We start from the raw sequence: 21,467 nt of genomic DNA on the forward strand, positions 1-21,467 counted from the left end.
GCTAGGACAACGTTTCCTGAAACACGATCTTCGCAGTGTCGCCTTTGGAGATGCTCAGAAGCTCGGCGGCACTACCGCCGCGCACGGCGACCTCCAAGAAGCCGGAGCTGCCAAACAGCAGGACGGGTTCGTTGGCGGCAACGTCGCCGTAGGTGCGGTGCAGCTGGTCGAGAATCGTGTTGCCCACGTAGCACTTCACAGCGGGCTGGCCATCGGCCGCATCTGGCGCCGCCGCGGCCAGCGTTTCGCGTCGGATGTTGGTGATGCAGTTGCCAAAGCGGTCGACATGCACCACCCAACCTTCAATGCTCTGCGCATCGCTCATGGGAACGGCCCAGCGCAGCGGCTCTAGGGCGTCGATCGGCGTTCCCACGCTGGTAAGCGCGCGTCCCGCGTCGAGGTGCGCGGCCACCGGGGCAAAAATGTCGCGTCCGTGAAAGGTGTCGCTCGGCGTTTCGGTGCGCCACACACCGGGCTTGTCGAGCGACACGATCGCGTCGGGTTCGCCGTCCATCACCAGTGGAAGGACGCCGTTGTCGGGGCCCACATAGTACGCGTCGTTGTAGCGCACCGCCACGGCCTTGCGGCGGGTGCCCACGCCCGGATCCACAACGACGAGGTGGACGGTGCCGTCGCCAAAGTACGGACACGCCGTGCGCAGCGTAAAGGCGGCCTCCATTACGTCTTGCGGATCCACCTTGTGGGTCACGTCGACGAGGCGGGCCTGCGGATGGATGCCCAGAATCACGCCCTTCATGGCGGCCACATAGGCATCGCGCGTGCCAAAATCGGTAGTCAGGGTAATCATGCAGCGGATAAGCAGTCGAGAAGATACGGAGACGAAGGCACTGGCGATAGCCAACGTACAAAGCGCGCGCCTCGAATGACAACCCACCGGCCGGAACCACAGCCAAGGCGCAACGGAATAACTACGAACGATCACCTCCCCTGGAGTTGTTCGGTCGTGTGCTTCTCTCGTCTTTCCCGTACTGCGCTATGTCCAACGCCGCTGCTCCTTCTACGCCCAATGGGGCGTCTCCGAGCCCACGGCACGCGAAGGTCGTGCAGCAATTTGTTGATTTTTGGGGAGAGATGGCGTCTACCTGGGGCATCAACCGCACGATGGCGCAAATCCACGCGCTCTTGTACTGCGTGGAAAGGCCCCTCAACACCGACGATATCATGGAGCGCCTAGACATCAGCCGCGGCAACGCCAACATGAACTTGCGGTCGCTTACCGACTGGGAGCTGGTCGAGAAGATTCGGATGGACGGGTCACGCAAGGACTACTACGTTGCGGAAAAAGACGTGTGGCAGATTACGGCGCGCATCATACGGGAGCGCGAGCAGCGCGAGCTGCGCCCGGTGCACGCCGCCCTCGACGATTGCACGCGCGCGCTGGTGCCGGAGCAGGCCTCACCGCAGGACCTCCCCGAGCCCGACCGTGTGCTGCATGCGCGCATCGAGAGCCTAAAGGAACTCATGGAGGTGTTTGAGGGCTTCTCTGAGGCGCTTCTGCCGCTCGTGCGGCGGCGCAACGAACCGGTGATTCGCCAGCTCATCGCCTTTGTGCGCACCATCGAAGCCACGGAGTTTTCTAATTCCAGCGGGGCCTGATGGCAGACCTACAACGCACGCCCGCCGACATCCCGAACGCCTTTGTAGCGGCCTGGAACGCACGCGACCCCCAAGCGATTGGTGCGCTTTTCGACGACGACGCCGAGTTTGTGAACGTGACGGGCCTCTGGTGGCATTCGCGCGCGGCTATTGAACAGGCGCATGCCTATGGCCTCCGGCAGATCTTTGATGCGTCGACGCTCACATGTGTGGAAACGCGCGTAAAGCAGTTGGCAGACTCGGTGGCGGTGGTGCACGCCAAGCTGCGCCTTACGGGGCAAACGCCACCGCCGGGAACGGCCGCGCGCCCCGGCACGCGGCACACCGTGTTCACGTTTGTGGTGCATCGGGTGGCGGACGGCTGGCGCTGCGCGGCCGCGCACAACACCGACGTTGTGCCGGGCAGCGAAACCAATGTGGCCGTTCGGGGGGAGGGCCTAGAGCCGGTGAGCTACCAGACGCGCCCCAATGCCGAGCGGGCGTAGCGCACTAAGCGGCGTTTGAAAAATTAGCGTGAGCGCGCGCCCGCGAGGGGTTCGCACACACAGCCCAAGCAACATGCGCGGCGCATGGTCGTTGGGGGGACGTCTCGCAACATATCCATGCAACGGCCCTGCTAATTGTGCGCCTCGCTGTCATCTCGGATATTCACTCGAACCTCGAAGCCCTCACCAAAGCCCTCGATGCCATCGAGCAGGCGGGCGTAGATGCGATCTACTGCCTTGGGGATATTGTGGGCTACGGGGCCGATCCGGCAGCGTGCGTCGAGCTGGTGCGCACACGGTGTGCGGGCGCGGTGGCCGGAAATCACGATCAGGCCTTGGTGGAAAACGAGGGCGCCTGGCTGCCGTCCGACGCGCAGGCCGCGATCCAGCACAACCGCGACGCCCTCTCGCCCGACGCCATTGCGTATCTTGGCGCGCTGCCCCTGTCACGCACCGTCGAAAATTGCACGTTGGTGCACGCCACGCCCGACGAGCCCCGCGCCTGGAAGCGTCTCACGGCGTATCCGGCAGCACAGGCCCAGTTTGAGCACTTCGACACCGACGTGTGCTTTATCGGACACACGCACGTGCCGGCAGTGATGGCCAACCGGCTGGGCGTGCTGCAGCCGCGGCCCGGCCACCGCTTCTTAATTAACGTGGGCAGCGTGGGCCAGCCCCGCGACCATAACCCACGGCTTTCGTTTGCGCTGTTCGATACGGAGACGTTCCAGCATCAAACGGTGCGGCTGCGATACGATGTGGATGCCGCGGCTGCGAAGATTAAAGCGGCCGGACTTCCCCACAGCCTTGCGCGACGCCTCTTTGAGGGTACGTAACGCCGAAGGTGCACGTGTCAGCCCCAAAGGCAAAAGCCGCTCGAGGGAGCGGCCTTTACCCAACAAGCAGTAAATGCCTGCCCGCTACTCCGGCACGAGCTCGTTGAGCAGGTGGGCGTTGGTTGGGCTGTTGCGCAGGTGGCGCAGCAACGCCTCCATAGCCTGTGTGGGCGGCCGGGAGTTGAGGGCCCGAAACAGCTGATTGTGCTTCTGCAGGCGAATGTCGTTCAGGAGCCGCTCCTCGTTGCGCGTTCCGCTTTCGCGGAGGTTGACCGCCGGGTAGATGCGCTTGTCAGCCATCTCGCGGTCGAGCACGATCTCGGCATTGCCGGTGCCCTTGAACTCCTCAAAGATCACATCGTCCATGCGGCTGCCGGTCTCCACAAGCGCCGTGGCGATGATGGTAAGCGACCCGCCGTTCTCGATGTTGCGCGCGGCGCCAAAGATCTGACGTGGAACTTTTAGGGCTTTCGCATCGAGGCCGCCCGAAAGCGTGCGCCCGCTGCCGTCCACGTACAGGTTGAACGTGCGCCCCAGGCGCGTCAGCGAGTCGAGCAGCATCACTACGTCCTTTCCGGTTTCCACAAGCCGCTTGGCGTGCTCTAGGGCAAGCACCGAAACGCGCACGTGGTTGTCCTCGCCGCGGTCGTTCGAAGAGGCAAAGACCTGGGCATTGGTCGAGCGCCGGAAGTCGGTTACCTCCTCAGGCCGCTCGTCCACGAGGAGCGTGACGAGTTCTACCTCGGGGTGGTTTTGGGAAACGCCGGCCGCGATTTGCTTCAGCAAGACGGTTTTACCGGCGCGCGGCGGCGCAACGATGAGGGCCCGCTGCCCCTTGCCCAGCGGCGTGGCGAGGTCCAAGACGCGCATCGAGATGTCGTCGGGCCCGGTGATGAGATTGAGCTTCTCGTCCGGGTAGATGATGGCGCCGTTGTCAAAGTCTTTGACCTGTGCCCATTCCTTGGGGGGCATGCCCATCACTTCATCGATCCAGCCCACCTGCATCCCGCCTTTGCGTCCGGGCTTGAGGGTGCCCTCAATCACAACGCCATCCCGAAGGTTGAACTTCCGGATGAGGGGCGGGGGCATGAACGGGTCGTCGTCGTCCTTGGGAAGGGCGGGATGCAGCTCCCGCATGAAGCCGTACTTCTTCTCCCCAATGAGTTCGAGCATTCTGCGAAACGGTGGTTTTGACATGGGTGATTGGTGCGTAAGTGAGTACGTGGTGGGCTCAACGTAGCACGGTAACCCGGCACGTTAGAAGCCGTCGAATACGGATGATGGAACGTATGGGACGTTAGGCAGCCGCTGTGCGGTGGTCTCTGCCGAGCGATGCTACGGGGCGCCGTTCAGCGGAGCGCGCGGGCCTGCGAAAGCCACGAAACAAGGCGGTTGGTAGGGTGTGAGCGGCAGACGAGCCGCGAGCATTAAGCACAGAGCGTGCGTGATAAACGGTTGAGGTACGACGTAGGTGATGCGAGGTCTGACCATCTGCAAACGCCGGAGCAGATGCGCAAGCTGCGCCCCCGATGGTGCAAACGTTGGGTCGCTGCACAACGGTTGATGATGCGCGTTCACGTGAACGCTGTGCATCGCAAACAACCAGCACGCACGAGGACGTACAACGAACGCGCGGAGGTGCGCAGGCAGACAGGATGACAAGTCTACTACTACGGAACGCCCGGTATATTTGATGGTTTCCCGCACTGCTTTTTAAGAACGTGCAAATGACGTCGCAGGTACGCTCCTCAGTCTTTTCTTTGTCTGTGAATCACCCCGATTTGACCCCCCACGATTTGCACCTGGAGACGCACGGTCCGGAAGCGGCGCCCCGGCTGTTGCTGCTGCACGGATGGGGCAGTGCATCGACCCACATGCGCCCGCTGGCCCGCGCCCTCTCCGATACGTATCGCACGTACACCGTCGATCTGCCGGGCCATGGGGCTTCGCCGCCCCCGCCCACGCCGTGGGGCGTCCCCGAGCACGCGGCGCTGCTGCACATGCTGATCGACGACGTCATTGGCGCGCCGGTAACAATCATTGGGCACTCCAACGGCGGCCGCCTGGGCCTGTACCTGGCAAGCACGCCCGAAACGGCCGATGCCGTTGCGCGGCTCGTGCTCATCAGCCCGTCGGGCATGACGCCCAACCGCTCGTGGGACTACTACGCGCGGAAGTACGCGGCCCGGGCGCTGAAGGCTCCACTGCGGATGCTGCCCGCGGCGGCACGGGCGCCCGCGGAGGATTTTCTGCGGCACTCGCTGCTGTGGAAGGCGCTCGGCTCCTCCGACTACAATGCCCTCTCGGGCGTGATGCGCGACACGTTCGTTAAAACCGTGACGCACCACCTGGATGGTCCGGTGCATCGCATCACCGCCCCCACCCTCATCTTTTGGGGAACGCACGATACGGCCATCAGCCGCGACCAGATGGCGCGCCTCGAAGCGGCCATCCCCGACGCGGGCTTGGTCGAGCTGGAGGGCGCCGGGCACTACGGGCAGCTGGATCAGCTTGAAACCGTCGCGGCGGCGACCCGATACTTTCTGGAGCATTCGTAACCCTGGGCCTCCTGCCTCTTTCGTCTATGGCCGTTTTGGTTGGACTCGCTGCTGCCTGCGCTGTTGGATTTGCCGGATGGCGCATCTGGCGCCGCACGCGCTTCTTTCTGCATATTTTTCAGCTGGAGACCTACAAACCGGATCGCTACGGGCGATGGCTGAAGACCCACGTGCGGGATGCGGTGATCCGGCGCTCGCATGGGGCCGGGGCGGTGGTGCTCGGCGCGGGCCTCGGGCTCTTGGAAGGCGGCGCGCTGGGGGGGGCGGCGGCGCTGCTGGTGGCCTGGGCGGGCGTCTTCATCTCCTCAAAACGCTACCGCAGCGATCAGGAGAAGAAGCCGCTGGCGTTTACGGCGCGCATGACCCGCTTGGCCGTTACGGCGGTCCTGCTTGCGGTGTTGCTTGTGGGGGGCGGGGCATTCCTCGCCGCTACGGCCGACACCGTGCGTGGTGTCTGCTGGCTGCTCGGCGGGCTGTACCTGGCCGATGTGGGCGCGCCGGTGTGGGTAGCGCTTGCGGCGTTTCTGATGCAGCCGGTGGAGACGGCCATCCACAACGGATTTAAGCGCCAGGCGCGGCAGCGCCTCGCCGCCCGCCCCGATCTGACCGTGATCGGCATTACGGGCTCGTATGGCAAGACGAGCACCAAATTCATCGTGGCCGAGCTGCTTCGCCAGAAGTACAACGTCCTCGCCACGCCGAGCTCCTACAACACCCCGATGGGCGTATGCCTGGTCGTCAACGAGAAGCTGAAGCCGGAGCATCAGGTGCTGGTGCTGGAAATGGGCATCCGCTATCCTGGCGACATCAAGGAGCTGTGCGACATTGCCACGCCCGACCTGGCGGTGGTTACCACTGTAGGCGTGGCGCACCTCGAAACGATGGGCAGTATCGAAAACATCGCCCAGGAGAAGGGGTCGATCCTGGAGCATGCGGCACCCGGCGCCCCGGCGGTGCTAAACGTGGACAACGCGCACGTAGCCGCGATGGAAGCGCGTGCCCGGGGGCCGATTTGGCGCGCCTCGGTAGACGACAACCCCAAGGCCGATCTCACGGCGCACGACATCCGCTACGACACCACCGGCTGCACGTTTACGGCCCGCGACGACACCGGCACCGAGGTCACCATCCGCTCGAAGCTGCTGGGGCGTCACAACATCCAAAATCTGCTGTTGGGGCTGGCCGTGGGCCGCGCCATGGGCCTGCGGCTGCGGCAGATGGCCCACGCGGTGCGACGCATCGAGCCGGTGGAGCACCGGCTGCAGCTCCGCCAAAACGGCGACATCACGATCATCGACGATGCGTTCAATTCTAACCCCATCGGTGCTCGCAATGCCGTCGAGATCCTATCGCAGATGGGCGACGGGCGGCGCATCATGGTCACGCCCGGCATGGTTGAGCTGGGCGATCGGGCGTGGGAGGAGAACAAGGCCCTGGGCGTGCATATCGCCGAGCATGCCATCGACCGGGTGGTGCTCATTGGCGAAGAGCAAACCGCCGCATTGCAGGCGGGCCTGCGCGCGGCCCATTTCCCGAGTGAGCAGGTAGCGGTCTACGATTCGCTGTTCGAGGCGCAGGAGGCACTGCAGGCATACCTGCAGCCCGGCGACGTCGTCCTCTACGAAAACGACCTGCCCGACCAGTACAGCACCTGATGGGGCACGAGGGCTCAATGCACGCGCTTGAGGGCGCGGCGCTGGGCCTTCAACGTGGCATCGAGCGTGTCCTCGTCGTGGAGAGCGCCAAAGAAGTACGCTTCGAACTGCGAGGGCGCCAGGTACACGCCTTCTTCGAGCATGGCGTGGAAGTAGTCCGCGTAGCGTTCGGTATCGCAGGCCTTGGCGTCGTCTAGGTCGGTCACCGTGCGTTCGGTGAAGAACAAGCAGCCCATGGCGCCGACCTGCGTGGTGTAATACGACAGGCCGAGGGCGTCCAGGTTGTGGCGCGTGCCGCGGGCGAGGGCCTCAGCGTAATCTTCGAGCTGGTCGTAGAGCGTGTCGCGCCGGTCATGAATCTTTTGGAGCACCGTGTAGCCCGCGTGCATCGCCAGCGGGTTGCCGCTAAGCGTGCCGGCCTGGTACACCGGACCCTCGGGCGACACGTGGTCCATGACGGCTTGCTTGCCGCCGTACGCGCCCACGGGCAGTCCGCCGCCAATAATTTTGCCCAGGGTGGTAAGGTCGGGAATGACGCCGTAGCGTTCCTGCGCGCCGCCGGGGGCCACGCGAAAGCCCGTCATCACCTCGTCAAAGATCAAGAGGGCGTCGTGATGGTCGCACAGCCGCCGCAAGCCCTCCAAGAAGCCGGGTTCGGGCGGGATGCAGCCCATGTTGCCGGCAATGGGCTCCACGATGATGCAGGCCACTTCGCCTGCATGGGCCTCCAGGAGTTGTTCGACGTGGTCGAGGTCGTTGTAGCGGGCCAGGAGGGTGTCTTTGGCATTGCCCTCGGTTACGCCGGGCGAATCGGGCGTGCCGTGGGTGAGCGGCCCGCTGCCGGCACCGATAAGGAAAAAGTCGCCGTGGCCGTGGTAGTTGCCGGCGAACTTGATGATTTTGTCGCGCCCGGTGTAGCCGCGCGCCACGCGGGCCGCGCTCATCGTGGCCTCGGTGCCCGAGTTCACCATGCGCACTTTGTCAATCGAGGGGACCAGGTCGACGACCAGTTCGGCAACGTCGATTTCGATGGATGTGGGGGCGCCGTAGGAGGTGGAGCGCGTTGCGGCGTCTTGCACCGCCGCAACCGTATCGGGGTCGGCGTGGCCAAACAGCATGGGGCCCCACGAGCCCACGTAGTCGATGTAGGTGTTGCCGTCTACGTCAGTAAGCGTGGTGCCCTGGGCATCCTGAATGAACAGCGGCGTGCCGCCAACGCTCTTGAAGGCGCGCGCCGGAGAGTTGACGCCGCCCGGGATGGTGTGGCGGGCCTTCGCGTAGAGGGCTTCGCTGGTGCGAATGTCGAGGGCAGGAGAAGCTACGTCGTCCATCAAAGGCGGGTCGGTTGTTCGGGGGGAAGCGCCGGTATAGAAAACACCACCGGCGCACCGGATGATTCCGGAAGCAGACGGGGGAAGCCCGGTATTACGCGCGGTTCACGAAGCGGAGCGCATTGCATCATGCCCAGGCGCCGCGCCACAGCCGCTACTGCGGATCGAGGCAGCGGAAGATCATGCGCACACGCGGCCCGCGCGGGGTGTCGGTCGCAAGCGTAGGCGCAGAGGCCTCGGCCAGCCCAGCCGCAACACGGGCTTCATTCAGCGCGTCGATGGTAAGTGCCGGATCCGCGGGCGTTTCGGAAGGCGCGCCGTCGCCCTGCGTCTGCAGCTCGGTGGCAACGTCAGCGGGCGCCGCAGGCAGGTCGAGGTAGCACCAGCCGCCGGGCTTAAGGACGCGCCGCGCCGTCTGCAGCACCGTAGCGAGCGTTTCGGGACCGGAGACGTAGCGCTCGGCGACCGGCAGCACCACCCAGTCGAAGGTGGCCTCCGGCAGGTCGGGTGCCGCGGCGGTCGCGTGGCGCACGCAGCGTGCGGCGGTCGCGTCGTCAACCAGCTCCGCAACAACCGCGCGCGTCGCTTCTGCAGCTTCGGGGGTTGCGGCGCAGGCGTGCAGCGGAAAGCCCAGGCGCAAGAGCGCCTCGGTGTGCGTGCCGGTGCCGCTGCCTATCTCCAGGATGGTGCTTTGCGGCGGCACCGCGGCGAGGGTACGCAGGAGATGGTCGGAGAGCGTTTGGGTGGCAGCCATGGGCCAGGTGCGGGTTCACTTACGCGGTCGACGACGGGTTGGCAACCGGCACGGGCGGGTGCTCGGCAGACGACTCCTCCGGTCCATCGGCTTTCGGGTTGCCGGTCCAGCAGCGGGCTTCGGTTACGCACTGGCAGTTGGGGCAGCGGGTGTCGCGGCCCTCGGTGGGGTAGCGGGGCAACTCGTTGATGGGCGTCAGGTCGTAGCGCTCGGTAGCGCCATCGCCACGCTGGCGGAGCTGGTTGGCGTCGACCGGCAGGTCGAGCTGGGCGATGGTGGCCTCGGCCAAGGCTTCAATGAACAGCGGATGACTGTTGAGGCCGCTCGTCACTTCGTAGTGTTCAATGCCAAACTCCTCGGCTTCCTCGCGCACCTCGATGTCGAGCTCGTAGCTCGTCTCTACGTGATCGGTAACAAAGGCGACGGGGATAACGAGCACCGCGGTGTGGCCGTGGTCGGCAAGTTCCTCGAGCTTGTCGGGCGTTGAGGGCGTGAGCCATTCGTTGGGGCCCACCTTGCTTTGAAACGCGGTGTGGAAGGGCCGGTCGTGGCCGCGCCGTCGCATGAGCTGTTCGACGGTCGAGTGGACGAGGCAGCAATATGGGTCGCGGCGCTTCAGCATTTCGTTGACGGGCGTGCCGTGGGCGCTAAAGAGCAGATGCACATCGCCGCGCACGTCGGCCGGAAAGCGCTGCAGGCCTTCGTCGATGCGCTCGGAGAGCGCCTGCAGGTACTTCGGGTGTGCCGCGTACTCGAACACCGTGGTGGTGGGCCACTCTGGAATCTCGTCGTTGTCTTCGAGGGCCTTCCAGTAGACGAGCGAGGAGCCCGTGGTGGTCTTGGAGTAGTGCGGGTAGAGCGGCAGCAGGACGACCTTGTTGATGTCATCGTCCTGCATCTGGCGGGCCGCGTCTTCGCTAAACGGCTTCCAGTAGCGCATGGCGATGTACGTCTTGAAGGTCGCGCCCGCCGCGTCGCCGTACTGCGCGTTCAGGTGCTTCTCCAGCCCATCGGCCTGTTCACGCGTGAGCCGGTTGATGGGCGAGCCGCCGCCAATCATCTCATAATCTTCGGAGACCGACTCGGACCGCTTGCGCGCTACGAACGAGAAGAGGTTGTCGCGCAAGGCCCCGCCCGCAAACTTATCGAACAGCCAGTTCAGCGAGATCTCTTTTCGGCCCCACACCGGCACCTGAATGTCGATGATGGCCGGATCCATGAACAGGTTGTACAGAAACGGCTCCACGTCATCAAGCGTGTCGGGACCGCCCAGGTTCATCATCACCACGCCCACACGGTCGCCCGCCTCAATGGTCAGCGGGTCGTGCGAAAAGTAGGTTCCGCGGATGATGCGCTTGTCGTACTCGTACTCCGAAAGAAACTCGCGGGGCGTCATAGAAAGTGGCGGTTTGGTAGAAAGCACCCGTTTGATTGATCAATCGAATGCGGTCCGTGCGGCAACCGATTCCATGCCGCGTTGAACTTTCCCCTAAAACCTTGTCTGCGCGTATGTTGGCGGGGCTGTGCCAGGACCGCTCGTTGGTGTTAAACCGACGCGGCGGTGGGCCCTTTGGAAAGGGATTGTGCGGCCCCGCCGTGGCGCAGGTCGGTGCCTTCGATGAGAAAGACGATGCTTTGCGCCACGTTTTTGATGTGGTCGGAGATGCGTTCGAGCGCCTTGCTGGCGTGCAAGAGGTGCGCTACGGCGTCGGGGTTGGTGGTGGTACGCACGCACTCGTCGACGAGGTAGCGGAAGGTGCGGGCGTGCATGCGGTTCACCTGCAGGTCGCGGGCGATGACCTTTCGGGCGCGCAGCCGGTCGCGCGTGAGAAAGGCCGATTCGGTTTCGCGCAGCATGAGGCGCGCCATGTCGGCCATGGCCCGGAGGTTTGTGTTCGATACAATGCCGGGGGCCGCGGCTACCGGGGCAGTGTATCGCGCAAGGTTGCGGCAGTGATCGCCAATGCGCTCCAGGTCCGTGTTAATTTTTACCGCCACGATAAACATGCGCAAGTCGGCGGCCACGGGGGCGTGCAGCGCAAGGACGCGCTCGCATTGCCGGTCGATGCGTAATTCGAGGGCATCGATGGCATCGTCGCGGGCGGCGACCTTCTCCGCTTGGGCGACGTCGCCGGCGAGCAGCGCGTTGGTTGCATCGGTAAGCTGCTCATCCACGCGGGCGGCCATATCGAGCAGCAACGCACGGAGCGTTGCAATTTCGCGGTCAATGGGACTTCGGGAATGGGCCATGGTACCCGGCAGGGGGTAGGCAGCAGAACGAGGCGGGCGCGTGTTATCCAAACCGCCCGGTGACGTACGCCTCGGTGCGATCCTTCTCGGGGCGCGTGAAGAGCTGATCGGTGGGATTCATTTCCACCAGGTTGCCCATGTACAGGAAGGCCGTAACGTCGCTCACGCGCGAGGCCTGCTGCATGTTGTGCGTGACGATGACGATGGTGTAGGTGTCGCGGAGGTCGGCAATTGTCTCCTCCACTTTTGCCGTGGCCACCGGGTCGAGCGCGCTCGCCGGCTCGTCCATCAACAGCACGTTGGGCTCCACAGCCAGCGCCCGCGCAATGCACAGGCGTTGTTGCTGGCCGCCGCTCAGGCCGTAGGCGCTGTCGTCGAGCCGGTCCTTCACCTCATCCCAGATGGCCGCTTGCCGCAGCGAGCGCTCTACCAGCGCATCGATGTCGCCGGTGTAGCCGTTGATGCGCGGGCCCCAGGCGACGTTGTCGTAAATCGACTTGGGGAAAGGGTTTGGCTTCTGAAAGACCATCCCAATTTCGCGCCGCACCAGCACCGGGTCGGCGTTGTCGTAGATGTCTTGGCCGTCCACCAGCACCTCGCCCTCCATGGTGGTGCCCTCAATCAGCTCGTTCATGCGGTTCATGCACCGCAAGAGGGTCGACTTGCCACACCCCGAGGGGCCAATGAGGGCCGTCACCTCGTTCGGCGGGATGTTCATCGAGATGCCTTTCAGCGCTTGCGTGTCGCCGTACCAGAAGTGCAGGTCTTTGACCTTGATCTTTGGCACGCGGGGGGAAGCCTCGTTGGCGGGGGGCGACGCATCGGCCGCGGCGGGCGCCGTAGGGGCCGCACGGCCGTTTGTGGAAGGCTCCTCGGCAATCAAGGAGTCGTCGTGTGTGGTTTCCTGTTCCATAGAAGTTGGTTGGCTCAAGTGCAGCGCTGGCTACTCTTTAAAGCGGTAGCCCACGCCTTTAACCGTCTCGATGTAGGGACTACCGATTTTTTCCCGGATCTTGCGTACGTGAACGTCCACCGTCCGATCCACCACGTAGACATCGGGCCCCCAAACTTCGTTTAAGATTTCTTGCCGCGAGAAAACTTTGCCGGGGTGCGAGGCGAGGAAGTAGAGCAGCTCAAACTCCTTGCGCGGCATGCGCATCTCGGTGGCATCGCCGTTGGTCCCTTGAAAGACGAGGTAGCGGTCGCGGTCGATGGTGAGGTTGTGCACCGAAAGTTGGTCGGGGGGCGTTTCGTAGCGGCGCGCGCTGCGCAACAGGGCCTTCACCTGACTCACGATCACGGAGACCGACACGGGTTTGCTCAGGTAGATGTCGGCGCCCACGTCGAGGCCTTCCACCTGGTCCTCCTCCTCGGTGCGCGCGGTGAGCATCATGACGGGAATGGTGCGCAGGTGGGCGTCTTGCCGCAGCCGCCGGCACACCTCGATGCCGTCCATCTTGGGCATCATGATGTCGAGCACGATCAGGTCGGGCACGGCGTTGCGTGCTTTCTCCAGCCCCTCCACGCCGTTCTCTGCGGTAAGGGTGGTGAAGCCTTCCTGGGTCAGGTTGTACTCCAGCAAGCTGAGCAGGTCTTCTTCGTCGTCGACGACGAGCACGGTGGGCGCATCAGCGGTGTCTTCCACAGGACCTTGGGGTTCGCGCGATGTAAACTATTCAGTTACAATTTAAAGTCAGTCGCGGAGGCGCTGTTGTTACCGGAAGTTTATTTATTCGCGGCCCGCGAGCCATTGGGCGGCAGATTTGGCGAAGTAGGTAAGAATTACGTCGGCCCCGGCACGCCGGATGGAGAGCAGCATCTCCAGCGCGCAGGCGCGTTCGTCGAGCCATCCGTTGGCGGCTGCGGCTTTAAGCATGGCATACTCGCCGCTCACGTTGTACGCGGCCACCGGCACGTCGCTCGCTTCCTTCATGCGGCGGATGACATCGAGGTACGGCAGGGCCGGTTTGACCATCACGAGGTCGGCGCCTTCGTTGAGGTCAAGCCGCAATTCACGCAGGGCCTCGTCGCTGTTGGCGGGGTCCATCTGGTAGGTGGCCTTGTCGCGCGGCACGTGGGCACGGTGGCGGGGGGCGGAGTCGAGCGCGTCGCGGAAGGGGCCGTAGAAGCTGGAGGCGTACTTGGCCGTATACGAAAGCAGCGCCACATCGGCGTAGCCGGCGTCGTCCAGTGCCGCCCGCAGGTAGCCCACGCGGCCGTCCATCATGTCGGAGGGCGCGATGATGTCTGCGCCGGCCTCGGCGTGCAGCACGGCCATCTCGGCCATAACGTCGAGCGTGGCGTCGTTGTCGATGACGCCGCCGTGCACGATGCCGTCGTGGCCGTCGCTGTTGTACGGGTCGAGGGCGGTATCGCTGATGATGAGCAGCTCGGGGACCGCTTCTTTGAGCGCGCGGAGGGCCCGCGGGTACAGCCCATCGGGGGCGAGGGCCGCGCGGGCGTCCGGGGTCTTGCGGGCGTCGGGGACGGCGGGAAACAGCGCGATGCCGGGAATGCCCAGCGCGTTCAGCGCGGCGGCTTCGTCCACCAGCCGGTCCACGCTAAAGCGATACTGCCCGGGCATCGAGGACACTTCTTCCTGCACGTTGGTGCCTGCTTTCACAAACAGCGGGGCGATCAGGTGGTCCGTCGACAGGCGCGTTTCGCGGGCCAGGCGGCGGATGTTTTTGGAACGGCGCAGGCGACGCGGGCGCAGTGGCAAGTCGTGCATAAACGAGAACTGTTAGAAGCAAGCGTGCGAAGGAGACGGGCGTTGGTCAGATGGTCACTTTTTCGCGCCAGGTGGTGCCGTCGGGGCCATCCATCACCTCGATGCCCATGGCATCGAGCCGGTCGCGGATTTCATCGGCGCGGTCGTAGTTGCCCGCGGCGCGCGCAGCCTCGCGGGCCGCGATGAGGGCGTCGATGGTGGCGGCGCGGTCGTCGTCATCGGCGGCGGTTGGCTCGTCTGCTGCCTCGTCGGTCGCGGGATAGACGATGCCCAACAGATCGTCGATCTTGTGCAGCCAGTCGTGCACCATTTGGCCATCTGCTGCGCTCCACGGATCGTCGAGCGCACGTTCAATCGTCTTCACGCCATCGAGGGCCGCGGCCAGCGCAGCGGGCGTGTTCAGGTCGTCGCACATGGCCTGCAGGGCCGCGTCGTACTGCGCCTGGAGGGCCTCGCCGATGGGCGCGCTCGTTTCATCACCGTCGTCACGATCGAGGGCCTCCGCTGCATTTTCGGCAAGCGCCTGGTACCGCCGTACGGCGCGCGCGCTGTCTCGCAGCGTCTTCAGCGTAAAGTTGAACGGCTTGCGGTACTGTCCGGAAATAAGCGCATAGCGCAGCGCCAGCGGGTCGACGCCGCCTTGTGTGCGGATGGGCGCCGGCACGTGGTCGTCTGTGGGCGTGGGGGCGATCAGGTCGCGCACGGTGTAAAAGGTGCCGGACGACTTCGACATCTTTTTGCCCTCCACCTGCAAAAAGCGTGTGTGCACCCAGTAGTTGACCGATTGGTGGCCGGTCAGCGATTCGTTCTGTGCAATCTCGCATTCGTGATGCGGAAAGGTAAGATCTTCGCCGCCGGTGTGCAGGTCGAAGCGTTCGCCCAGGTATTTCATGCCCATCACCGAGCACTCAATGTGCCAGCCGGGGTAGCCCCATCCCCACGGGCTATGCCACTGCATGAGGTGCGCGTCATCGAGCTTCCAGAGGGCAAAGTCGCGCGGGTCACGCTTGTCCGGGTCCGCCACCGTCTCGCGGTCGGTGGCTTGCAGCTGTTCGGCGGCGTCGTTGCCGCTCAGCTTGCCATAGTCGGGAAAAGCCTCCACGGAGAAGTACACGCCCCGGTCGGTGGCATAGGCCGCGCCCTGTTCCACCAACTGGATGACGGCTTTGAGCTGATCGGTGACGTGCTCGGTTGCGCGTGGGCGCACATCCGGTTCCACGAGGTTGAGGGCGTGCCAGTCGTCGACCAGCGCATTCGTGTAGAAGCGCGCCAGGTCGTAGATGTTGGCAAAGCGCTCGCCTTCGCGCTCCAGGGCAGCGGCCATCTTGTCGGCGCCGGACGGATCCACCAGGTCGTCCTGGGTGAGGTGCCCCACGTCGGTCACGTTGCTTACGTACGTTACGTCCCAGCCAATGGCGCGGGCGGTGCGCAGGATGAGGTCGGATGTTAAAAACGAACGGAAGTTGCCGATGTGCGCGTAGGTGTACACCGTGGGCCCGCAGCCATAGAACCGCAGGTGGCCGGGCGAAATCGGCTCGATGGGCTCGGTTTGGCGCGTAAGCGAGTTGTAGATCCGGAAGGTGGGGGCGTCGGCCATGCACACCGCGTGGTTATGAAACAAAAGCTATCGTTGCATTACGAGACAGCACGCCGGATGTGCCCACGTTTGCTTGCAGTTCATGCAGCGCGGGGCGCCGCCTGTTGTAATTTTGCCGGTTGTTCGTTGGGAGTGGCCGCGCCGTTTTGTTTCTTTGACCGTGCGCCTCATTCGTTCACGTGAATCGCTTGTGCCTGTGGCTTCTTCCGTTCCCGATGCAAAGCCGGTATCCGCCTCCCGGTGCGTCATGACCGAAATTGTGCTTCCGAACGACACCAACAGCCTGGGCAACATGATGGGCGGCCGGTTGCTCCACCTGATGGACAAATGCGCGGCCATCTCGGCGCAGCGCCATGCCAACCGGGTGTGCGTCACGGCGTCGGTAGACAACGTCGAGTTTCAGCGGCCCATTCGCGGCGGCAACGTGGTGGTCATTGAAAGCCAGGTGAACCGCGCGTTTCGTTCGTCGATGGAGGTCGAGCTTAACGTGTGGGCCGAGAACCCGCGCGAGCAGACGCGCCATCGCTGCAACCGCGCGTTCTTTACGTTTGTGGCTATCGACGATGCGGGGGTAACCGTGCCGGTGCCGCCGGTGCAGCCCGAAACGACCGAGGAGCGCGAGCGCTACGAGGCAGCCACCAAGCGCCGCGAGATGCGGCTGCTGCTGGCCGGGCGCATCGACCTCGACGAGGCGACGCGCCTGAAGCCCGACCTGCTCGCAACGCTGCATTCCTCCGATGCGCCGGCGTAAGCTATGCGTGCCTTGCTCGGGATACTGATTGCGGTGGGGCTGCTGGGGGCAGGGCAGCGCGTGGCGGCGCAACGCAGCGCCGGACGGCTGGGCGTGGGCCCGCAGGTGGGCACCCCCAGCGGGCTGTCGCTGAAGGTGTACCTGCCGGGCCATCGCGCGCTGTCTGTGGCCACCACGTCCGATTTTGACGATTACGTGGAGGTGCATGCGTACCACGCGTGGGAGCGTCCGCTCCCGCAATCGCCCTTTTGGTCGTTCGCGGGCGTCGGTGTTATTACGGGCGGGCGGCGCGATCCGGGGCGCGACCCGGTGCTGCTGAGCGTGGGCGCCTTGGCCGGCATCAACTTTTTTGCAGAGCGCTTCGAGGTTTTTCTGCAGATGACCCCTGCCTTCCGCATCCTGCCACACCGTGAGCCCCGGCTTACGGGCAGCGCCGGTCTTCGCTACTACTTCTAACGTTTCCTCTGTGCACGGCGATGCTGTACGAACGCGTGCTAATTACCGGAGCCAACGGGCTGGTGGGGCAAGCGCTGGTGCGCCGGCTGAGCCGTGAGCCGACCTTCGACGTGCTGGCTACGGCGCGCGACGATGCGTTGCGCGTGCCCGGCGTGTCCTGTGGCTATGCGCCGCTCGATGTGACGAATCAAGCGGCCATCGATGATCTGTTTGCGGCGTTTACACCCACGGTGGTAGTGCATTGCGCCGCCATCACGCAGGTGGGCGTGTGCGCCGAGCAGCGCACCGACTGCTGGGCGACCAACGCAACGGCGGTCGCCGATCTTGCCGATGCGTGCCGCCGGCACGGCGCGCGCATGGTGCATCTGTCAACAGACTTCGTATTTGACGGTGCGCGCGGGCCCTACGACGAGACGGCGCGTCCCGATCCGGTCAACTACTACGGGCGCTCGAAGCTGGCGGGCGAGAATGCCCTCCGCGATGCCGGGTTCTCGCAGTGGAGCATCGCGCGCACGGTGCTCGTGTACGGCACCGGCCATGCCTTGTCGCGGGCCAACATTGCCCTGTGGGTGGTGCAGCAGCTGCGCGCCGGCGAAACCCTCCACGTGGTCACCGATCAGTTGCGCACGCCCACGTACGTGGAGGACCTGGCCCTGGGCATTGAACGCATTATACGACGCGAGGCCACCGGTGTGTATCACCTGAGTGGCCCCGAGATGGCGTCGGTATATGCGTTTGCTGTGGCGGTGGCCGAGACGTTCGGGCTTGACACGTCGCGCGTGGTGCCGGTGGAAAGCGACTTCTTCGATGCGGCGCCGCGGCCACCCCGCACCGGGTTCGTCATCGAAAAAGCGCGCCGCGAGCTGGGCTACCGCCCGCTCGCCATTCGCGACGGATTGCAGGCCCTGAAGCGCGTGCTGGACCTCGACGCGGCATTATGATGCGCCGGCGGCTTGCGGCCTATGCCTTGCCCTCAAACCCGCCAAAGTGCATGGGCGGCGGGCTGTCGTCGTCGCCGGGCTCCCGGATGGTTCCGTGGGCGGCCTCGTACCGATCGACGTTTTCCTTCAGGGCGCCCAAGATGCGCTTGGCATGCTGTGGCGTGACGACGATGCGGCTCTTCACGCGGGATGTTTGCGTGCCGGGAATCATTCGGATGAAGTCCAGGATGAACTCCTCCGGCGAATGCGATACCATTACAAGGTTGGCATACGTGCCCTCGGCGGTCTCCTCGTCAATCTCAACATTCATCTCTTGCCCCTGGGGCGCGTTGGGGTGTTCAAAGTCTTCCATAAAACAGGAACGTGGTCGTAAAAAAGTGAACGATTGGCCAAAGGCGGGCGGCGCGGTCGAAGCAGGCACCGCCCGGGATGTTCCCTAAACCGCTATTGCCCGGCGTTCTTGCCGTTCTGGCGGGCGAGGGCGCGAATCAGGTCGCTCTTGGTGAGTACGCTGTAGGTGCCGGGCGTTTGTTGGTCTTCCACGAGCACGGCCCCGGCATCCTGGTCGAGGTAGGCCGAGAGGTGCTCGAGGTGGAGCGAAGCCGGCACCACCGGCAGCGGATCGCCCATGACGCCGCGCACGGCTTCGTCGCGGGCGGACGGGTGGTTGAGCAGGTGGTTGAGGATGCGCGTTTCGGTGAGGCTGCCCACAATGTTGCTGTCGGCATCCACGACGGGCATCTGCGAGATGCCGTTGTGCGTCATGGTGTCGATCACCGCGCCCAGCGTGTCGTCCGGCGAGGCCGTGATGACGTCGGAGGTGTCGCGGGCCTCGACCACGGCGCCCGCGGTGACGTCCGAGGAGCGCTCCAAGAACCCGTGGTTGGTCATCCACTCGTCGTTGTAGGTCTTCGACAAGTAGCGGAAGCCCGAGTCGGGCAGTAGCACCACCACGACGTCGTCTTCGGTGAGGGCGTCGCGGTGGGCGTTGAGCCAGTCGAGCGCGCCGGCCATGGCCATGCCGCACGATTGCCCGATGAACAGCCCCTCCTCGCGGGCCAGGCGGCGCGTCATCTGCATGGCGGCCTTGTCATCGACCCGCACAAAGTCGTCGACGATGTCGAAATCCATGTTTTCGGGCAGAATGTCCTCCCCCACGCCCTCGGTGAAGTAGGGGTAGATCTCGTCCTCGTCAAACACGCCTTCGTGGAAGTAGGTGTAGAAGGCCGAGCCGTACGGATCGACGCCCACGACGGTCAGGTCGCTGGTCTTTTCCTTCAGATACTTCGAGGTGCCGCTGATGGTGCCGCCGGTGCCGGCGCCTGCAATGTAGTGCGTAATGCGTCCCTCGGTTTGCTCCCAAAGCTCGGGACCGGTTGTTTGGTAGTGGGCCTCGGCGTTGGCGGGGTTGTCGTACTGGTTGAGGTAGATGGAATTGGGGATCTCGTCGGCCAAGCGGCGGGCCACCGAGTAGTACGAGCGCGGATCGTCGGGCTCCACATTGGTGGGGCAGATGAGCACTTCGGCGCCCAGGCCGCGCAGCACGTCCACCTTTTCCTTGCTCTGCTTGTCGGTGGTGGTAAAGATGCAGCGGTAGCCTTTGGCGATGGCGGCAATGGCCAACCCGGCGCCCGTGTTGCCGCTCGTGCCTTCAATGATGGTGCCGCCCGGCTCAATGGCGCCGCGCGCTTCGGCGTCTTCAATCATCTGAAGGCCGATGCGGTCCTTTACCGACCCGCCCGGATTGAAAAACTCCACCTTACCGAGTACTGTGCAAGGGAGGTCTGCTGCGAGATCGTTGATTCGCACCAGCGGTGTATTGCCGATTGTGCCCAAAACGCTGTCGTGCCACATGGTCTCTGTTGATTGCGCAAGGTCATTGAAGTCGCCGCTTCATGCGGCGGCACCTCAAACATACGAATGAGGATGCCCGCCTTCATGGGATTGCCCATGAACCTCCCATACGCTCTTCCGCCGCTATTGATTTTTTGCGATGCTTCCTGTTGATGCCGAACTGCTCATTGCCACCGGCACGGCCGATGGCTCGATTGTTCATTGCAACGATGCGTGGCGTTCGGTGATCGGCCCGCGCAGCACGCCATGGGCCCGCCTCTCGGACGACGATGCCAAGCTGGCGCTCACGGCCCTGGGGGAAGCCGCTGCGGGGACGCTTGTAACCAACCAAATTGTAAGCGCGACGGTGGCCGACCGCGACGACCCGTTGCCGGTCCTTCTCAACTTCATCCCCGTGAAGCACGAAGACGATGCGTCGAAGGCCGTAACCGTGACGGGCGAAGTGATGGCTGAGCCCTCCACGTGGATGAACAACCAAACCACGCGGCATCGCATGGAGGCGCTGGGCCGCATGACGATGGGCGTGGCGCACGACCTGAATAACTTGCTGAGCGGGCTGCTTGGCCATATTGAACTGCTCGGCGAGCGCGTTCCCAAGGATGCGCCCGATATGGCATCGGCGCTGCAAACCATTGATCGGGCAGCGAGCGATGGGGCGGCGCTCATCAACAAGCTGCAGCGCTACATTCGGCAGGATACCGAGGTGCACTTTGCGCCCGTCGACCTGCCGGAGCTGGTGGAGGACTGCATCAAGCTCACGCAGCCGTACTGGCGCAACGAGCCGCGGCGCCAAGGCATTCGCATCGACGTGGTGCGCGAGTTTGAGCCGGTGCCGCCGGTACAGGGCGCGGCCACCGAGCTGCGCGAGGTGTTCGTCAACCTCATCCTGAATGCCGTGCAGGCTATGCCCGCAGGCGGCGTGCTTACCTTTCGCACGTGGCACGACCCCGCGTCGGGCGTAAACGTAAGTGTGGAAGACACCGGCACCGGCATGCCCGAGAAGGTGCAGCAACGCATCTTCGATCCGCTCTTTACCACCAAGGGCGACCAGGGCACCGGCATGGGACTGGCCGCCAGCTACGGCATTGTGCGCGAGCATCAGGCCGCCATCGAGGTCGATAGCACCGAGGGCGAAGGCTCCACCTTTACCATCACGTTTCCGTCCTCCGATCAGGAAGCCCCGACGGCGCCAACGGCTCCAGCGCCGTCTGAAGCCCCGGCGCCCGCGCGGGTGCTGGTCGTCGACGACGAAGAGATGGTGCGCTCGACCCTCACCAAGCTGCTCAAGCTCAAGGGCCACACGGTGCACACCGCTTCCTCAGGTCCCGATGCGCTGTCCATTGTAGATGACACCGCGCTCGATATTGTGTTTACCGACTTTGGCATGCCCGAAATGACCGGCGCCGTGCTTGCGCAAACCCTGCACGATCGGCAGCCCAGCCTGCCCGTCGTGCTGCTCACCGGCTACACCGAGCCCGATGTCGATGTGCGCCACGTGCGCACAGTGCTCACCAAACCGTTTAAGCTCGCCGACCTTCAAGAGGTCATCCACACCTACGTGCAAACTGCCAGATGAACAGCAGCCGTTACGAGATCATTGAATCTGGTGTGCCAACATGGCATCATTGTGGTTCTGTATCTAGTTGGTGTG

General features: G+C 64.2%; 21 protein-coding genes. 9 read left to right on the top strand and 12 right to left on the bottom strand.

The window, feature by feature from the left end; genetic code table 11:
- Position 1: 1 nt before the first annotated feature.
- Positions 2-808: an SAM hydrolase/SAM-dependent halogenase family protein gene (locus SALLO_RS0101430; RefSeq protein ID WP_022834548.1), complete on the bottom strand. Its 807-nt coding sequence runs from the start codon at positions 806-808 to the stop codon at positions 2-4.
- A 254-nt stretch (positions 809-1,062) separates the two neighbouring features.
- Between SALLO_RS0101430 and SALLO_RS14410 the strand changes: the two genes are divergently transcribed.
- From SALLO_RS14410 to SALLO_RS0101445, 3 genes are all read left to right on the top strand, one after another.
- Entirely contained in the window at positions 1,063-1,617 is a 555-nt protein-coding gene (locus SALLO_RS14410; protein ID WP_022834549.1) for a GbsR/MarR family transcriptional regulator, read from the top strand.
- Positions 1,617-2,102, top strand: a complete 486-nt coding sequence (locus SALLO_RS0101440) for a YybH family protein (protein ID WP_022834550.1) — start codon at positions 1,617-1,619, stop codon at positions 2,100-2,102. Before SALLO_RS14410 ends, SALLO_RS0101440 begins: the two co-directional genes overlap by 1 nt.
- A gap of 137 nt (positions 2,103-2,239) precedes the next feature.
- Positions 2,240-2,938, top strand: coding sequence for a metallophosphoesterase family protein (locus SALLO_RS0101445; RefSeq protein WP_022834551.1), 699 nt, complete (start codon positions 2,240-2,242; stop codon positions 2,936-2,938).
- A gap of 84 nt (positions 2,939-3,022) precedes the next feature.
- On the opposite strand, the gene rho is transcribed toward SALLO_RS0101445, so the two are convergent.
- A complete protein-coding gene (gene rho, locus SALLO_RS0101450; RefSeq protein ID WP_228702753.1) occupies positions 3,023-4,111 on the bottom strand; it encodes a transcription termination factor Rho in 1,089 nt (362 codons plus the stop codon).
- A 593-nt stretch (positions 4,112-4,704) separates the two neighbouring features.
- On the opposite strand from rho, the gene SALLO_RS0101455 reads away from it, so the two are divergent.
- Positions 4,705-5,496 carry an alpha/beta fold hydrolase gene (locus SALLO_RS0101455; protein WP_028566775.1) on the top strand — a complete coding sequence of 264 codons (792 nt, stop codon included), beginning with the start codon at positions 4,705-4,707 and terminating at the stop codon, positions 5,494-5,496.
- A 26-nt stretch (positions 5,497-5,522) separates the two neighbouring features.
- Positions 5,523-7,151, top strand: coding sequence for a UDP-N-acetylmuramoyl-tripeptide--D-alanyl-D-alanine ligase (locus SALLO_RS0101460; protein ID WP_022834554.1), 1,629 nt, complete (start codon positions 5,523-5,525; stop codon positions 7,149-7,151).
- A gap of 14 nt (positions 7,152-7,165) precedes the next feature.
- Here the strand turns inward: SALLO_RS0101460 and hemL are convergent, their stop codons facing one another.
- From hemL to cysS, 8 genes are all read right to left on the bottom strand, one after another.
- Positions 7,166-8,482: a glutamate-1-semialdehyde 2,1-aminomutase gene (gene hemL, locus SALLO_RS0101465; protein ID WP_022834555.1), complete on the bottom strand. Its 1,317-nt coding sequence runs from the start codon at positions 8,480-8,482 to the stop codon at positions 7,166-7,168.
- Positions 8,483-8,636: 154 nt separating this feature from the next.
- Positions 8,637-9,236: a class I SAM-dependent methyltransferase gene (locus SALLO_RS0101470; protein ID WP_022834556.1), complete on the bottom strand. Its 600-nt coding sequence runs from the start codon at positions 9,234-9,236 to the stop codon at positions 8,637-8,639.
- Between the two features lie 19 nt (positions 9,237-9,255).
- Positions 9,256-10,632 carry a ferrochelatase gene (gene hemH, locus SALLO_RS14415; RefSeq protein WP_022834557.1) on the bottom strand — a complete coding sequence of 459 codons (1,377 nt, stop codon included), beginning with the start codon at positions 10,630-10,632 and terminating at the stop codon, positions 9,256-9,258.
- Positions 10,633-10,781: 149 nt separating this feature from the next.
- Positions 10,782-11,486, bottom strand: a complete 705-nt coding sequence (phoU, locus tag SALLO_RS14420; protein WP_022834558.1) for a phosphate signaling complex protein PhoU — start codon at positions 11,484-11,486, stop codon at positions 10,782-10,784.
- 43 nt (positions 11,487-11,529) lie between these two features.
- Positions 11,530-12,399, bottom strand: a complete 870-nt coding sequence (gene pstB / locus SALLO_RS0101485) for a phosphate ABC transporter ATP-binding protein PstB (protein WP_022834559.1) — start codon at positions 12,397-12,399, stop codon at positions 11,530-11,532.
- A 30-nt stretch (positions 12,400-12,429) separates the two neighbouring features.
- The gene (locus SALLO_RS0101490; RefSeq protein ID WP_022834560.1) at positions 12,430-13,131 is read right to left on the bottom strand and encodes a response regulator transcription factor; all 702 of its coding nucleotides are present in this window, start codon (positions 13,129-13,131) and stop codon (positions 12,430-12,432) included.
- Between the two features lie 84 nt (positions 13,132-13,215).
- On the bottom strand, positions 13,216-14,217 hold the full coding sequence (gene hemB, locus SALLO_RS0101495; protein WP_022834561.1) for a porphobilinogen synthase: 1,002 nt from the start codon (positions 14,215-14,217) through the stop codon (positions 13,216-13,218).
- Positions 14,218-14,263: 46 nt separating this feature from the next.
- Entirely contained in the window at positions 14,264-15,814 is a 1,551-nt protein-coding gene (gene cysS, locus SALLO_RS0101500) for a cysteine--tRNA ligase (RefSeq protein WP_022834562.1), read from the bottom strand.
- 247 nt (positions 15,815-16,061) lie between these two features.
- Here cysS and SALLO_RS0101505 point away from each other — a divergent pair, with 247 nt between their 5' ends.
- From SALLO_RS0101505 to SALLO_RS0101515, 3 genes are read left to right on the top strand one after another with little or no spacing between them, the layout of a single operon-like run.
- A complete protein-coding gene (locus SALLO_RS0101505; RefSeq protein WP_051141246.1) occupies positions 16,062-16,565 on the top strand; it encodes an acyl-CoA thioesterase in 504 nt (167 codons plus the stop codon).
- 3 nt (positions 16,566-16,568) lie between these two features.
- Complete coding sequence (locus SALLO_RS0101510) at positions 16,569-17,021, top strand: hypothetical protein (RefSeq protein ID WP_022834564.1); 453 nt, start codon at positions 16,569-16,571, stop codon at positions 17,019-17,021.
- A gap of 20 nt (positions 17,022-17,041) precedes the next feature.
- On the top strand, positions 17,042-17,962 hold the full coding sequence (locus SALLO_RS0101515) for an SDR family oxidoreductase (protein ID WP_022834565.1): 921 nt from the start codon (positions 17,042-17,044) through the stop codon (positions 17,960-17,962).
- A gap of 19 nt (positions 17,963-17,981) precedes the next feature.
- On the opposite strand, the gene SALLO_RS0101520 is transcribed toward SALLO_RS0101515, so the two are convergent.
- Positions 17,982-18,314 carry a DUF3467 domain-containing protein gene (locus SALLO_RS0101520; protein ID WP_022834566.1) on the bottom strand — a complete coding sequence of 111 codons (333 nt, stop codon included), beginning with the start codon at positions 18,312-18,314 and terminating at the stop codon, positions 17,982-17,984.
- Between the two features lie 92 nt (positions 18,315-18,406).
- Positions 18,407-19,816: a cystathionine beta-synthase gene (locus tag SALLO_RS0101525; RefSeq protein ID WP_022834567.1), complete on the bottom strand. Its 1,410-nt coding sequence runs from the start codon at positions 19,814-19,816 to the stop codon at positions 18,407-18,409.
- A gap of 139 nt (positions 19,817-19,955) precedes the next feature.
- On the opposite strand from SALLO_RS0101525, the gene SALLO_RS14425 reads away from it, so the two are divergent.
- A complete protein-coding gene (locus tag SALLO_RS14425) occupies positions 19,956-21,392 on the top strand; it encodes a hybrid sensor histidine kinase/response regulator (RefSeq protein ID WP_022834568.1) in 1,437 nt (478 codons plus the stop codon).
- The last annotated feature ends 75 nt before the right edge of the window (positions 21,393-21,467 follow it).

The sequence above is a fragment of the Salisaeta longa DSM 21114 genome (genome assembly GCF_000419585.1).
GTDB classification, from domain to species: Bacteria; Bacteroidota; Rhodothermia; order Rhodothermales; family Salinibacteraceae; genus Salisaeta; species Salisaeta longa.

Excerpts from the sequence above, each read along its gene's own strand:
- SALLO_RS0101430 (WP_022834548.1), bottom strand. The coding sequence starts at position 808 with ATGATTACCCTGACTACCGATTTTGGCACGCGCGATGCCTATGTGGCC.
- SALLO_RS0101440 (WP_022834550.1), top strand. The coding sequence starts at position 1,617 with ATGGCAGACCTACAACGCACGCCCGCCGACATCCCGAACGCCTTTGTA.
- rho (WP_228702753.1), bottom strand. The coding sequence starts at position 4,111 with ATGCTCGAACTCATTGGGGAGAAGAAGTACGGCTTCATGCGGGAGCTG.
- SALLO_RS0101460 (WP_022834554.1), top strand. The coding sequence starts at position 5,523 with ATGGCCGTTTTGGTTGGACTCGCTGCTGCCTGCGCTGTTGGATTTGCC.
- hemL (WP_022834555.1), bottom strand. The coding sequence starts at position 8,482 with ATGGACGACGTAGCTTCTCCTGCCCTCGACATTCGCACCAGCGAAGCC.
- SALLO_RS0101470 (WP_022834556.1), bottom strand. The coding sequence starts at position 9,236 with ATGGCTGCCACCCAAACGCTCTCCGACCATCTCCTGCGTACCCTCGCC.
- hemH (WP_022834557.1), bottom strand. The coding sequence starts at position 10,632 with ATGACGCCCCGCGAGTTTCTTTCGGAGTACGAGTACGACAAGCGCATC.
- phoU (WP_022834558.1), bottom strand. The coding sequence starts at position 11,486 with ATGGCCCATTCCCGAAGTCCCATTGACCGCGAAATTGCAACGCTCCGT.
- pstB (WP_022834559.1), bottom strand. The coding sequence starts at position 12,399 with ATGGAACAGGAAACCACACACGACGACTCCTTGATTGCCGAGGAGCCT.
- hemB (WP_022834561.1), bottom strand. The coding sequence starts at position 14,217 with ATGCACGACTTGCCACTGCGCCCGCGTCGCCTGCGCCGTTCCAAAAAC.
- cysS (WP_022834562.1), bottom strand. The coding sequence starts at position 15,814 with ATGGCCGACGCCCCCACCTTCCGGATCTACAACTCGCTTACGCGCCAA.
- SALLO_RS0101505 (WP_051141246.1), top strand. The coding sequence starts at position 16,062 with ATGACCGAAATTGTGCTTCCGAACGACACCAACAGCCTGGGCAACATG.
- SALLO_RS0101510 (WP_022834564.1), top strand. The coding sequence starts at position 16,569 with ATGCGTGCCTTGCTCGGGATACTGATTGCGGTGGGGCTGCTGGGGGCA.
- SALLO_RS0101515 (WP_022834565.1), top strand. The coding sequence starts at position 17,042 with ATGCTGTACGAACGCGTGCTAATTACCGGAGCCAACGGGCTGGTGGGG.
- SALLO_RS0101520 (WP_022834566.1), bottom strand. The coding sequence starts at position 18,314 with ATGGAAGACTTTGAACACCCCAACGCGCCCCAGGGGCAAGAGATGAAT.
- SALLO_RS0101525 (WP_022834567.1), bottom strand. The coding sequence starts at position 19,816 with ATGTGGCACGACAGCGTTTTGGGCACAATCGGCAATACACCGCTGGTG.
- SALLO_RS14425 (WP_022834568.1), top strand. The coding sequence starts at position 19,956 with ATGCTTCCTGTTGATGCCGAACTGCTCATTGCCACCGGCACGGCCGAT.